Origin of the sequence: Klebsiella sp. KE9456 (genome assembly GCF_043832615.1) — a bacterium.
Classification (GTDB): Bacteria; Pseudomonadota; Gammaproteobacteria; order Enterobacterales; family Enterobacteriaceae; genus Klebsiella; species Klebsiella indica.
Genome location: NZ_JBDYQK010000006.1, coordinates 107,984 through 121,538 on the forward strand (window position 1 = coordinate 107,984; position 13,555 = coordinate 121,538).

The window sequence follows — 13,555 nt, forward strand, 5'->3', positions numbered from 1 at the left end:
GGGTCGAGTGCATTTCGTGCCACTAATGTTATCAGAATGTGGCGATTTTCATGTTTAGCATTGAAAAGATGAAGATTCTGCATAGCGAGAATTGCGCAACAGGAATAGACTGGGTCGACACTTTACAGGAGATGCGAAAGGTTTTTTATGACACAACAGCCCCAAGCCAAATACCGCCACGACTATCGTGCGCCGGAGTATCTGATTAGCGATATCGATTTGACCTTTGACCTGGATGCCGCAAAAACCATTGTTACGGCTGAGAGCAAGGTCTCACGCCATGCGGCTACGTCTGATGTGCCATTGCGTCTTGATGGCGAAGACCTGACGTTAATTTCTCTGCGGATTGATGGTCAAGCGTGGAGTGACTATAAAGAAGAAAATAACCATCTGGTCATTAGCGGATTGCCGGAACATTTCACTCTGACTATTGTTAATGAGATTAGCCCGGCGGCCAATACCGCGTTGGAAGGGCTGTATCAGTCAGGCGAAGCGCTGTGTACGCAGTGTGAAGCGGAAGGTTTCCGCCATATTACCTGGTATCTGGACCGCCCGGATGTTCTGGCGCGCTTCACCACTAAAATCATTGCCGATAAAGCCAAATATCCGTTCCTGCTCTCTAATGGCAACCGTGTGGCGCAGGGGGAACTGGAGGGGGGCCGCCACTGGATCCAGTGGCAGGATCCGTTCCCTAAACCGTGCTATCTGTTTGCGCTGGTGGTCGGTGATTTCGACGTCCTGCGCGACACATTCATCACTCGCTCAGGGCGTGAAGTGGCGCTGGAGCTGTACGTTGACCGCGGCAACCTTGACCGTGCGCCGTGGGCAATGACCTCGCTGCAAAATTCGATGAAGTGGGACGAAACGCGCTTTGGTCTCGAATATGATCTCGACATCTATATGATCGTCGCCGTTGACTTCTTCAACATGGGGGCGATGGAGAATAAAGGCCTTAACGTCTTTAACTCTAAATATGTACTGGCGCGTACCGATACCGCAACCGATAAAGACTACCTTGATATCGAGCGCGTTATTGGACACGAATATTTTCATAACTGGACAGGTAACCGCGTCACCTGCCGCGACTGGTTCCAGCTCAGTCTGAAAGAAGGTCTGACCGTTTTCCGCGATCAGGAATTTAGTTCCGATCTCGGCTCACGGGCGGTCAACCGCATCAACAATGTGCGTACTATGCGCGGCCTGCAGTTCGCCGAAGACGCCAGCCCGATGGCGCATCCGATTCGCCCGGAGAAGGTCATCGAAATGAACAACTTCTACACCCTGACGGTGTATGAGAAGGGGGCGGAAGTGATCCGTATGTTGCATACCCTGCTGGGAGAAGAGAATTTCCAGAAAGGGATGCAGCTCTATTTTGAACGCCACGACGGTAGCGCCGCCACCTGCGACGATTTTGTCCAGGCGATGGAGGATGCCTCTAACGTCGACCTGTCCCACTTCCGTCGCTGGTACAGCCAGTCCGGTACGCCGATTGTCACCGTGCATGACGACTACAACCCGGAAACGGAACAGTACACGCTGACCATCAGCCAGCGTACTTTGCCGACTGCGGAACAGCCGGAGAAGTTGCCGCTGCACATCCCGTTCGATATTGAGCTGTACGATAACGAAGGCAACGTGATTCCGTTGCAGAAGGGCGGTCATCCGGTGCATCAGGTGCTGAATGTGACCCAGGTGGAGCAGACCTTTGTTTTTGACAATGTCTACTTCCAGCCGGTACCGGCGTTGCTTTGCGAATTCTCCGCGCCGGTGAAACTGGAATATAAGTGGAGCGATCAGCAACTCACCTTCCTGATGCGTCACGCCCGTAACGATTTTTCTCGCTGGGATGCGGCGCAGAGCCTGCTGGCGACCTACATCAAGCTCAACGTCAACCGTCACCAGCAGGGACAACCGCTGTCGCTGCCGATCCATGTTGCCGATGCGTTCCGCGCAATACTGCTGGATGAGACGATTGATCCGGCACTGGCAGCCGAGATCCTGACTCTGCCTTCAGCCAATGAAATCGCGGAACTGTTCGAGATTATCGATCCGATCGCTATCGCCGCAGTACGTGACGCGCTCACTCGTACACTGGCGAACGAACTGGCCGACGAGTTCCTGGTGGTGTACAACGCCAACAAACTTGCCAGCTATCGCGTGGAACATGCCGACATCGGTAAGCGTTCTCTACGTAACACCTGCCTGCGCTATCTGGCATTTGGTGATGCGGAACTGGCGGATAAACTGGTGCGCGCACAATATCATCATGCTGATAATATGACAGATGCGCTGGCGGCGTTGGGGGCTGCCGTGGCGGCACAACTGCCGTGTCGTGATGCACTGATGCAGGAATATGACGATAAATGGCATCAGGACGGTCTGGTCATGGATAAATGGTTTATCCTGCAGTCCACCAGCCCGGCAGAGAATGTGCTGGAGGTGGTACGCGGTTTGCTGAATCATCGATCGTTCAGCATGAGTAACCCGAACCGTGTCCGTTCCCTGATTGGCGCTTTTGCCAGCAGTAACCCGTCGGCATTCCATGCTGAAGACGGTAGCGGTTATCAGTTCCTGGTGGAGATGCTGACCGAACTGAACAGCCGTAACCCGCAGGTCGCTTCGCGTCTGATTGAGCCGCTGATTCGTCTGAAACGCTATGATGAGAAGCGGCAGGCGCTGATGCGTGCGGCGCTGGAGCAACTGAAGGGGCTGGAGAATCTCTCCGGCGATCTGTTCGAGAAAATCAGTAAAGCGCTGGCGTAAGGCTGGGGTAATTCCCGGATAAGGCGTCACTGGCCTTATCCGGGCGGTTAAACGGTAATTCCGTCAGTGTCGCGCCAGCAGCGCCTGAGTGCGTTTTGCTGGTGTCACACGAGTGGTAAAAGTAAACGTTTGCGTCAGACCGGTGATTTTTTGTCACAGGTCAATTCCCTTTCCGCGATGGATAGCACATAATACGCCCCCGGTTTGCACACCGGGAATCCAGGAGAGTTCATGTACTACCCCTTCGTTCGTAAAGCCCTTTTTCAGCTCGATCCTGAGCGCGCTCATGAAGTGACCTTTCAACAATTACGCCGTATTACGGGAACCCCACTGGAAATGTTAGTGCGGCAAAAAGTGCCTGCAAAGCCGGTGACCTGTATGGGACTCAAATTTAAGAACCCGCTGGGTCTGGCTGCCGGGCTGGATAAAAATGGCGAGTGTATTGATGCGCTCGGAGCAATGGGTTTTGGTTCAATCGAAATTGGTACCGTGACGCCGCGCCCGCAGCCGGGTAACGATAAGCCAAGGATCTTCCGTCTGGTCGATGCCGAAGGTTTGATCAACCGCATGGGCTTTAATAACCACGGGGTTGATAACCTGGTTGAGAACGTAAAAAAGGCGCATTTTGATGGCGTTCTGGGAATTAATATCGGTAAAAATAAAGATACCCCGGTTGAGCAAGGCAAAGATGATTATCTGATATGTATGGAAAAAATCTATGCTTACGCCGGATATATTGCCATTAATATCTCCTCGCCGAATACGCCAGGCCTGCGCACTTTACAATACGGCGATGCGCTGGATGATTTGCTTTCGGCGATTAAAAATAAGCAATGTGAGCTGCAGGAGAAGCATCAGAAATATGTCCCGGTGGCGGTAAAGATCGCGCCGGATCTTTCCACCGAAGAATTGATCCAGGTTGCCGACAGTTTAGTCCGGCATAATATTGATGGTGTGATTGCCACCAATACCACATTGGATCGATCGCTGGTTCAGGGTATGAAACATTGCGATGAAACCGGTGGACTTAGTGGACGTCCTTTGCAATTGAAGAGTACCGAAATTATTCGCCTGCTGTCTGCGGAATTAAATGGCCGCCTGCCAATTATTGGCGTTGGTGGTATTGATTCAGTGATTGCGGCACGGGAAAAGATAGCTGCTGGCGCGACGCTGCTGCAGATTTATTCCGGATTCATTTTTAAAGGCCCGCCGCTGATTAAAGAAATTGTTACTCATATCTAATCTTTTCTTCTACTGATACTTCACCAGGGCTTTATTTATAGCCCTGGTTGTTTTATATTCTTTCATTGTTGCTTATTTAAACATTTTAGTCTTTTCTTAATTTTGGGAATATTCTGTAGCAATTTACATGTTATTCGCGATGGAAGTGAAAGAGGACGGGGGGATAAATGCGGATTAAACCTGACGATAACTGGCGTTGGTATTACGACGAAGAACATGACCGCATGATGCTTGACCTGGCTAATGGTATGTTATTCAGGTCGCGCTTCCCGCGCCGAATGTTGACGCCTGACGCTTTTGTCCCTTGCGGATTTTGCGTGGATGATGCCGCACTCTATTTTTCATTTGAAGAGAAATGTCGCGACTTTGAATTATCCAAAGAACAGCGCGCTGAATTAGTCCTTAATGCGCTGGTCGCCATTCGCTTTCTTAAACCGCAAATGCCGAAAAGCTGGCATTTCACAACTCACGCAGAGAGCTGGCAGCCCGCTACCGGTGATGCGGCCAGCGCCTGGCTGAGCGATACCGGTCAGCAGGTCAATCTGCTGGTCGTTGAGCCCGGCGAGAACGCGGCGCTGTGCCTGTTAGCACAGCCGGGTCTGACGCTTGCCGGGCGAGTCATGCAGCTCGGCGATGTAATTAAAATTATGAACGACCGTCTGCTACCGGCGCCCGGAGGCGTGAGCTACAGCCTGGGACAAGCGGTTTAAGGCGCCAGCCGCAGGGCAGTTTTCGGCACGCAACTGCAGCACAGAATCGTACCATCAGCGGCCACTGCGTTTTTCTTCAGCGCGCTGACTTCGCCTTCTTCCAGCCGAATACGACAGCTACCGCAAATTCCCGCGCGGCAGGAGTAAGGAATGCGAATACCCTGTTGTTCCAGTTGCTCAAGCAAGATTTGCTGATTGTTACCGGTGAAACTCAGCCCCTGCCATGCAATCGCCACCGTTGCGCTCTGTTGGGCTTTGGGCGTCAATAGGTTATCGCTATCGCCCGCACCGTAAGCTTTAGCCGGGCCGTGAACCAGCACCTCTAACTCATCACCAACCCGCACCACACCACTATTACGCGCGATCAGGTTCTGACCAAAATCGACATCACCGCTATCCAGCGCCGTGCGAAACCCTTGTAGCGTAGTTAACGGTTCGCCTGAAGGATGCTTTTGCCCACGCTCCGGGCTGATGGTCGTAAACACGCAGCGGCTGCACGGTTTGGCGACATCAAAAACAACCTCGCCGATACGGACCACTTTCCAGCTATCTTCTTCCCAGGCTGTTGCACCGGTGACCAGCAGATTCGGGCGAAATTGTTCTATGCTTACGCTGGCCGGACAACGGTTTTGCAGGTCGCGCAGCGAGGCTTCATTGGCCAGAAGGTAGGGAAAACCGTCTGCGAAGGAGAGGGGGACGGCGTCATGGTGCTTCACCCGACGGCTTAGCTGCGGCCCCAGCCAGCGAAGCTGGACGCTGCGGTTAAAGAAACCGCTTAGCCATTGATTAATCGGGGATGGCGCAATCAGGGCGGTAAAGTGGTTGCCCCAGACTTCAGTTGCTTCCTGTTGCGGAGCAAAGTCACTGAAGCGAACCAGTGCGCTGCTGCCGTCTGGCGCGGTCAGGTGAAGACCATCATGGCGCAGCGCGGGGGTAAACCTGACCATTTGCGGGAACTGACGGGCAGTAATGAAGGTGCCATCGGTTTCCGTCACCATAAATATGCGATCAAAAGCCAGCCCACTGATATCAGCATAAGCGTGGCTGAGGCCAAGTCCTCGCATTGATTTAACAGGATGAATAAAAAGTCGCGAAAGCGTTACCATACTCTGCCCCAGGCTGTAAAAATAAGCCTTTAACTTTATGACATAGGGCACATATTGGCTATAATGCGCACCAATTTTCTTTTAGTAAAAGTGACGATATGAATTCTCTGTTTGCCAGTACGGCTCGTGGGCTGGAAGAGCTGTTAAAATCTGAACTGGAAGGCCTTGGTGCGGTGGCGTGTCAGGTGGTCCAGGGCGGGGTCCATTTTCAGGGGGATACACGCTTGCTGTATCAAAGCCTGATGTGGAGTCGGCTGGCTTCACGGATTATGTTGCCGCTGAGCCAGTGTAATGTATACAGCGATCTGGATCTTTACCTTGGCGTCCAGGCGATACCCTGGACGGAGATGTTCAACCCCGGGGCAACGTTTGCCGTGCATTTTAGTGGGCTGAACGACGAAATTCGCAACAGCCAGTATGGCGCGCTAAAGGTAAAAGATGCGATCGTCGATAGTTTCACGCGTAAAAATCTTCCGCGGCCCAATGTCGATCGCGATAATCCCGACCTCCGCATTAACGTCTGGCTGAATAAAGAAACGGCCCATATTTCACTGGATCTTAGCGGTGAGGGCCTGCACCTGCGTGGTTACCGGGATGGTACCGGAATGGCGCCGATCAAAGAAAACCTTGCCGCGGCGATTGTAATGCGTTCCGGCTGGGCTGCGGGTACGCCGCTGCTCGATCCGATGTGCGGCTCCGGTACTTTACTGATCGAAGCTGCGATGCTGGCGACCGATCGGGCGCCAGGTTTGCATCGTCGTCATTGGGGCTTCGGCGGCTGGGCGCAGCACGATGAGGTTATCTGGAAAGAGGTGAAAGCCGACGCGCAAACTCGCGCCCGTCAGGGTCTTGCGGGGTATGCGTCGCGCTTTTACGGGTCTGATGTCGACGCGCGGGTTATCGAACGTGCGCAGCGTAACGCCCGCCGTGCTGGTATTGGTGAACTGATTACCTTTGACGTTAAAGATGTCGCTCAACTGAGCAATCCTTTGCCGAAAGGTCCATACGGTACTGTGATCAGCAACCCGCCGTATGGCGAGCGTCTGGAGAGTGAACCGGCGCTGATTGCTCTGCATAGCCTGCTGGGCCGGACGATGAAAAATCAGTTTGGCGGCTGGAATCTGTCGCTGTTCAGCGCCTCGCCGGATCTGCTGAGTTGTCTGCAATTACGGGCGGATAAACAGTTTAAAGCGAAGAACGGCCCGCTGGACTGCGTGCAGAAAAACTATCACCTTGCAGAAAGCGAAGGTGGAAAAGCGACGATGCTGGCGGAAGATTTCGCTAACCGTCTGCGTAAGAATCTGAAAAAATTTGAAAAATGGGCGCGTCAGGAAGGGATTGAATGCTATCGCCTGTATGATGCCGATCTGCCGGAATATAACGTGGCTATCGACCGTTATGGTGACTGGGTGGTGGTGCAAGAGTATGCGCCGCCGAAAACCGTAGATGCGCATAAAGCGCGTCAGCGCCTGTTTGATATCATCGCCGCCACTATTGCTGTGCTGGGTATTGCGCCGAATAAGCTGGTGCTGAAAACCCGCGAACGACAGAAAGGGAAAAACCAGTATCAGAAAATGGCTGAGAAGGGAGAATTCATTACCGTACGGGAGTACGACGCCCGCCTGTGGGTGAACCTGACAGACTATCTGGATACCGGACTGTTTCTCGATCACCGCATTGCCCGTCGTACGCTGGGACAGATGAGTAAAGGCAAAGACTTCCTCAATCTTTTCTCCTACACCGGCAGCGCCAGCGTTCACGCGGGTCTTGGCGGCGCACGTTCCACGACCACGGTTGATATGTCACGCACTTACCTTGAGTGGGCTGAGCGCAATCTGCGGCTTAACGGTTTAACCGGACGCGCGCATCGTTTGATGCAGGCTGATGTGCTGGGCTGGCTGCGGGAGACGACCGAGCAGTTTGATCTGATTTTTATCGATCCACCGACTTTTTCCAACTCCAAACGTATGGACGACGCGTTTGATGTGCAACGGGATCATTTGCGTCTGATGACCGATTTAAAACGTCTGCTGCGTAAAGGCGGCACGATTATGTTCTCGAATAACAAACGCGGTTTCCGTATGGATCATGACGGGCTGGCGCAACTGGGCCTGAAGGCGCAGGAGATCACGCAAAAAACCCTGTCTCTGGATTTTGCCCGCAATCGTCAGATCCACAACTGCTGGCTGATTACCGCAGCCTGAAGGAATAAATAATGTCATTAATTAGTATGCACGGCGCCTGGCTCTCTTTCAGCGATGCGCCGCTGCTGGATAATGCAGAACTGCATATCGAAGATAACGAACGGGTGTGCCTGGTCGGGCGTAACGGCGCGGGCAAATCAACCTTGATGAAGATCCTTAACCGTGAGCAGGGTCTTGATGATGGTCGCATCATCTATGAACAGGATCTGGTGGTTGCGCGTTTGCAGCAGGATCCGCCGCGTGATGTCACCGGAACCGTTTATGATTTTGTCGCGGAAGGTATTGCCGAACAGGCGGCCTTGCTCAAAGACTATCACGATGTTTCGCAACTGGTGATGACTGATCCGAGCGACAAAAACCTGAACGAACTGGCGCGTTTGCAAGAGCAACTCGACAATTTAGGACTGTGGCAACTGGATAGCCGAATTAATGAGGTGCTGGAGCAGCTAAGCCTGGATCCCAACGCCGAACTCTCCTCGCTTTCCGGCGGCTGGCTGCGTAAAGCGGCGCTTGGCCGCGCGTTGGTTAGCGGGCCGCGCGTGCTACTGCTTGATGAACCGACCAACCACCTTGATATTGAAACTATCGACTGGCTGGAAGGGTTCCTGAAGATGTTCAAAGGCACCATTATTTTCATCTCACATGACCGTTCCTTTATTCGCAATATGGCGACGCGGATTGTCGATCTCGATCGCGGTAAGCTGGTGACTTATCCGGGGAACTACGATCAGTATCTGCTGGATAAAGAAGAAGCGCTGCGCGTAGAAGAGTTACAGAATGCGGAGTTCGATCGCAAACTGGCGCAGGAGGAAGTGTGGATCCGTCAGGGGATCAAAGCCCGCCGTACCCGTAATGAAGGCCGTGTGCGCGCCCTTAAAGCGATGCGTCGCGAGCGCAACGAACGCCGTGAAGTGATGGGCAGCGCGAAGATGCAGGTCGAAGAGGCGGCGCGTTCGGGCAAAATTGTCTTCGAGCTGGAGAACGTTAACTACCAGGTTGATGGTAAGGTGCTGGTGAAAGATTTTACCGCTCAGATCCAGCGTGGCGACAAGATTGCGCTGATTGGCCCGAATGGCTGCGGTAAAACCACGCTGCTGAAGCTGATGCTTGGGCAACTAAAGGCGGATAGCGGGCGGATCCACGTGGGCACGAAGCTGGAAGTCGCCTATTTCGACCAGCACCGCGCGGAGCTTGACCCGGATAAAACGGTGATGGACAACCTTGCTGAAGGGAAGCAGGAAGTGATGGTGAACGGCAAGCCGCGCCACGTTCTGGGTTACCTGCAGGATTTTATGTTCCATCCGAAACGCGCGATGACGCCGGTACGGGCGCTCTCCGGCGGTGAACGTAACCGTCTGCTGCTGGCGCGTCTGTTCCTTAAACCCAGCAACCTGTTGATTCTCGATGAACCGACAAACGATCTGGATGTTGAAACCCTGGAACTGCTGGAAGAGCTCGTTGATGGTTATCAGGGTACAGTGATGCTGGTTAGCCACGACCGTCAGTTTGTTGATAACACCGTCACTGAATGCTGGATCTTCGAGGGCGCCGGGCAAATTGGCCAATATATCGGCGGCTATCATGATGCCCGCGGTCAGCAAGCGCAGTATCTGGCGCAAAAGCAGCCGGTTGCCAAAAAGGCCGTTGAAGCGCAACCGAAAGCAGAAAGTGTCAAGCGTACCGCTAACAAATTAAGCTATAACCTGCAGCGCGAACTGGAGCAGTTGCCGCAAAAGCTGGAAGCGCTGGAAGCCAGTTTGCAGAATTTGCAGGAACAGGTGGCCGATCCTTCTTTCTTTGGTCAGCCGCATGACCATACGCAACAGGTGCTGACTCAGTTAAGTGACGCGGAGCAGGCGCTGGAAGCCGCCTTCGAACGCTGGGAATACCTCGAAGGTTTAAAAAACGGCGCTTAAGCAGAGGAGTTTTCATGTGCGATCATCATCATGCTGCACGGCATATCCTGTGTCGACAATGTGATTTGCTGGTGGCCCTGCCGCTGCTGGAGCATCGCCAGAAAGCTGCATGTCCGCGCTGCGGAACAACATTAACGACTTCCTGGGATGCGCCCCGGCAGCGTCCCACGGCCTATGCGTTGGTTGCGTTGTTTATGCTGCTGCTGGCAAATCTGTTTCCCTTTATTTACATGAAGGTTGGCGGGATCAGTAGCGAAATAGAGATGCTGGAAATTCCCAATGTGTTGTTTTCCGAGGATTACGCCAGTCTGGGGACCTTCTTTTTACTCTTTGTGCAGTTGGTGCCGGCTTTTTGTCTGATCACCATACTGCTGCTGGTAAACCGGGTGCGCATGCATTCCGGGCTGAAAGCGTTTCTGGCGCGGATCCTGTTTCATCTTAAAACCTGGGGAATGGCGGAAATCTTTCTCGCCGGGGTGCTGGTCAGCTTCGTTAAACTGATGGCCTACGGCGATATCGGTATCGGCCTGAGTTTTGTTCCCTGGTGTATGTTCTGCATACTACAACTGAGAACATTTCAGTGTGTGGACCGCCGTTGGCTCTGGGATGACATTGCACCAATGCCGCCGATTAAGCAGCCGCTGAAAGTTGGCGTTTCTGGCTTACGACAGGGGTTACGTTCATGTTCGTGCTGTACGGCGGTGTTGCCCGTGGATGAAGCCGTATGCCCGCGTTGTCATACAAAGGGAACGGCCCGGCGTAAAAACAGCCTGCAGTGGACGCTGGCGCTGTTGGTGACTTCGCTGATCCTCTATATGCCCGCCAATATTCTGCCGATCATGATTACCGATCTGCTGGGCGATAAGATGCCTTCCACCATTATGGCTGGGGTGATCCTGCTGTGGAGTGAAGGATCGTATCCGGTGGCGATGGTGATATTTATCGCCAGTATTATGGTGCCAACGTTAAAAATGATCGCGATCGGCTGGCTGTGCTGGAACGCCAGCGGCAAAGGTGAGCGCGATTCAGAGCGCATGCATCTGATTTATGAAGTTGTCGAATTTGTTGGCCGGTGGTCAATGATTGATGTTTTTGTCATCGCAGTACTCTCAGCTCTGGTGCGGATAGGCGGTTTAATGAATATCTATCCGGCGATAGGGGCGGTGATGTTTGCGCTGGTCGTTGTTATGACAATGTTTTCGGCCATGACGTTTGACCCTCGTTTATTGTGGGATCGTGAGCCAGATTCAAGCCATGAGGAAAGACTACAGCATGGAAAATAAGAGCGGAGAAGCGAAAGTGCAAAAGGTGAAGAACTGGTCACCGGTGTGGATCTTCCCGATAGTCACTGCGCTTATTGGCGCATGGATCCTTTTTTATCACTACAGCCATCAGGGGCCGGAAGTGACCCTGATTACCACCAATGCTGAAGGTATTGAAGGGGGAAAAACCCGGATTAAGAGTCGCAGCGTTGACGTTGGTGTGATTGAAAGCGCCACGCTGACCGACGATCTGACCCACGTAGAAATAAAAGCCCGGCTGAATTCAGGCATGGAAAAATTGTTGCATCAGGATTCAGTATTTTGGGTGGTTAAGCCGCAGGTTGGCCGTGAAGGGATCAGCGGTCTGGGAACATTATTATCCGGTGCCTATATTGAACTGCAACCAGGAACGAAGGGAGCCGCGCCCGCGCAATATCCGCTGCTGGATTCGCCGCCGCTGGCTTCGCCGGATGCAAAAGGTATTCGTATCTTGCTGGAAAGCAGTAAAGCCGGTCAGCTGTCACCTGGCGATCCGGTGCTTTTCCGCGGTTATCGCGTAGGTTCCGTTGAAACCAGTACCTTTGATGCGCAAAAACGCAAAATTACCTATCAGCTGTTTATCAGCGCGCCAAACGATCGTCTGGTGACCAACAACGTGCGCTTCTGGAAAGACAGCGGCATCGCCGTGGATCTGACCGCTGCGGGAATGCGCGTTGAAATGGGGTCCTTGTCGACGCTATTTGGCGGTGGGGTCAGCTTTGATGTGCCGGAAGGATTACCTCTGGGTGAGCCGGTGGCCAATAAAACCGAATATCATCTGTTTGACGATCAGCGAAGTATCCAGGATTCTGTCTTTACTCAACACATTGATTATGTGATGTTCTTTAAAGATTCGATTCGTGGTCTGCAGCCCGGCGCGCCGGTTGAGTTTCGCGGCATTCGTCTCGGGACGGTAGGTAAAGTGCCATTCTTTATTCCGGGGCTGAAGCAGAGCTTAAATGATGATTACCGTATCCCGGTTGAAGTGCGTATTGAGCCACAGCGGCTGATCAATCAATTAGGCAGCGATCCGGATGTTCCAGGGCATATCGACGATCTGATCAATCGTGGTCTGCGTGGTTCCCTTAAAACCGGCAACCTGGTGACCGGTGCGCTGTATATCGATCTCGACTTCTACCAGAATGCGCCTCCACGTGGCAAGATTCAGAAGTTCGGCGACTATCCGATTATCCCGACCGTAAGTGGGGGGCTGGCACAGATCCAGCAGCGTCTGATGGAGGCGCTGGATAAGATTAACAACCTGCCCATTAACCCGCTGCTGGAGCAGGCGACCAGTACGCTGGCGCAAAGTGAAAAAACTATGCAACACGTGCAAACGACGCTGGATAGTCTGAACAAGATAACCTCAAGTCAGTCGATGCAGCAGTTGCCGGGCGACATGCAGAATACGTTGCGTGAACTTAACCGCAGTATGCAGGGCTTCCAGCCTGGTTCGGCGGCATACAATAAGATGGTTGCGGATATGCAGCGCCTCGATCAGGTTCTTCGTGAACTGCAGCCGGTATTGAAAACGCTTAATGATAAGAGCAATGCGCTGGTTTTCGAGGCCAGGGATAAAAAAGATCCACAGCCGAAGGGAGCGAAATAATGAAGAAGTGGTTAATAGCGGCGGCGGTGTGTGCGCTGACGGCATGCAGCAGCGGTGGTGAGAGCAAAACCTACTACCAGCTTCCGGTGGTGCAGGGGGGGGCGCAAAGCGCGGCTCACCAGAGTAAAAAATTGCTATGGGTTGAGCAGGTGAGCATTCCGGACTATCTGGCCGGCAACGGCGTGGTCTATCAAACCACCGATGTGCAGTACGTGATCGCGAATAACAACCTGTGGGCAAGCCCGCTCGATCAGCAACTGCTTACTACGCTAGTGGCGAATCTTAGCCAGCAGCTACCTGGCTGGGTCATTGCCTCGCAACCGCTGGGTAGCGAGCAGGATACGCTGAATGTATCCGTCAGCGGTTTTCATGGTCGTTACGATGGCCGGGTGATTGTCAGCGGTGAGTGGCTGCTGAAGCATCAGGGGCAACTGATTAAGCGTCCGTTCAATATTGAGCTTAAGCAGCAGCAGGATGGCTACGATGCGATGGTGAAGACCTTGGCTCAGGCCTGGCGCCAGGAAGCGATCGCAATCGCCAGCGAGCTGAATCGCCTGCCATAAGTAGAATTAATAATGCTCAATTGCCGCCGCGAGAACGAAAATCGCGGCGGCATTTTTGTTTGTACCGTCAGATTGTTACTTGTGCTGGTTCACATTTTTTGTACAAATGAACTTTCATGTAGCTCACAAATATGACAATGG

Annotated in this window: 9 protein-coding genes; 8 read left to right on the forward strand and 1 reads right to left on the reverse strand. The window is 53.0% G+C overall.

Features of this window, described 5'->3' with window-relative positions:
• The first annotated feature begins 147 nt into the window (after window positions 1-147).
• The 3 genes from pepN to zapC all read left to right on the forward strand — a co-directional run bounded on the left by pepN (window position 148) and on the right by zapC (window position 4,715).
• The gene (pepN, locus tag ABK821_RS07985) at window positions 148-2,763 is read left to right on the forward strand and encodes an aminopeptidase N (RefSeq protein WP_343178262.1); all 2,616 of its coding nucleotides are present in this window, start codon (window positions 148-150) and stop codon (window positions 2,761-2,763) included.
• 231 nt (window positions 2,764-2,994) lie between these two features.
• Window positions 2,995-4,005, forward strand: a complete 1,011-nt coding sequence (gene pyrD / locus ABK821_RS07990; protein ID WP_138360490.1) for a quinone-dependent dihydroorotate dehydrogenase — start codon at window positions 2,995-2,997, stop codon at window positions 4,003-4,005.
• Between the two features lie 167 nt (window positions 4,006-4,172).
• Window positions 4,173-4,715 (forward strand): cell division protein ZapC, encoded by a 543-nt coding sequence (zapC, locus tag ABK821_RS07995; protein ID WP_343178263.1) that lies wholly within the window; start codon window positions 4,173-4,175, stop codon window positions 4,713-4,715.
• Here zapC and ABK821_RS08000 read toward each other — a convergent pair.
• The gene (locus tag ABK821_RS08000; RefSeq protein ID WP_343178264.1) at window positions 4,712-5,821 is read right to left on the reverse strand and encodes a YcbX family protein; all 1,110 of its coding nucleotides are present in this window, start codon (window positions 5,819-5,821) and stop codon (window positions 4,712-4,714) included. The genes zapC and ABK821_RS08000 overlap by 4 nt on opposite strands.
• 98 nt (window positions 5,822-5,919) lie before the next feature.
• Between ABK821_RS08000 and rlmKL the strand changes: the two genes are divergently transcribed.
• The 5 genes from rlmKL to pqiC are packed head-to-tail and all read left to right on the forward strand — an operon-like array spanning window position 5,920 to window position 13,414.
• Window positions 5,920-8,025, forward strand: a complete 2,106-nt coding sequence (gene rlmKL, locus ABK821_RS08005; protein WP_343178265.1) for a bifunctional 23S rRNA (guanine(2069)-N(7))-methyltransferase RlmK/23S rRNA (guanine(2445)-N(2))-methyltransferase RlmL — start codon at window positions 5,920-5,922, stop codon at window positions 8,023-8,025.
• A gap of 11 nt (window positions 8,026-8,036) precedes the next feature.
• Window positions 8,037-9,941 (forward strand): ABC transporter ATP-binding protein, encoded by a 1,905-nt coding sequence (locus ABK821_RS08010; protein ID WP_138360494.1) that lies wholly within the window; start codon window positions 8,037-8,039, stop codon window positions 9,939-9,941.
• A gap of 14 nt (window positions 9,942-9,955) precedes the next feature.
• Complete coding sequence (gene pqiA / locus ABK821_RS08015; RefSeq protein ID WP_308564295.1) at window positions 9,956-11,224, forward strand: membrane integrity-associated transporter subunit PqiA; 1,269 nt, start codon at window positions 9,956-9,958, stop codon at window positions 11,222-11,224.
• A complete protein-coding gene (pqiB, locus tag ABK821_RS08020) occupies window positions 11,214-12,851 on the forward strand; it encodes an intermembrane transport protein PqiB (protein WP_138360496.1) in 1,638 nt (545 codons plus the stop codon). The genes pqiA and pqiB overlap by 11 nt, the downstream gene beginning before the upstream one ends.
• Entirely contained in the window at window positions 12,851-13,414 is a 564-nt protein-coding gene (pqiC, locus tag ABK821_RS08025; protein ID WP_138360497.1) for a membrane integrity-associated transporter subunit PqiC, read from the forward strand. Before pqiB ends, pqiC begins: the two co-directional genes overlap by 1 nt.
• Window positions 13,415-13,555: the final 141 nt, after the last annotated feature.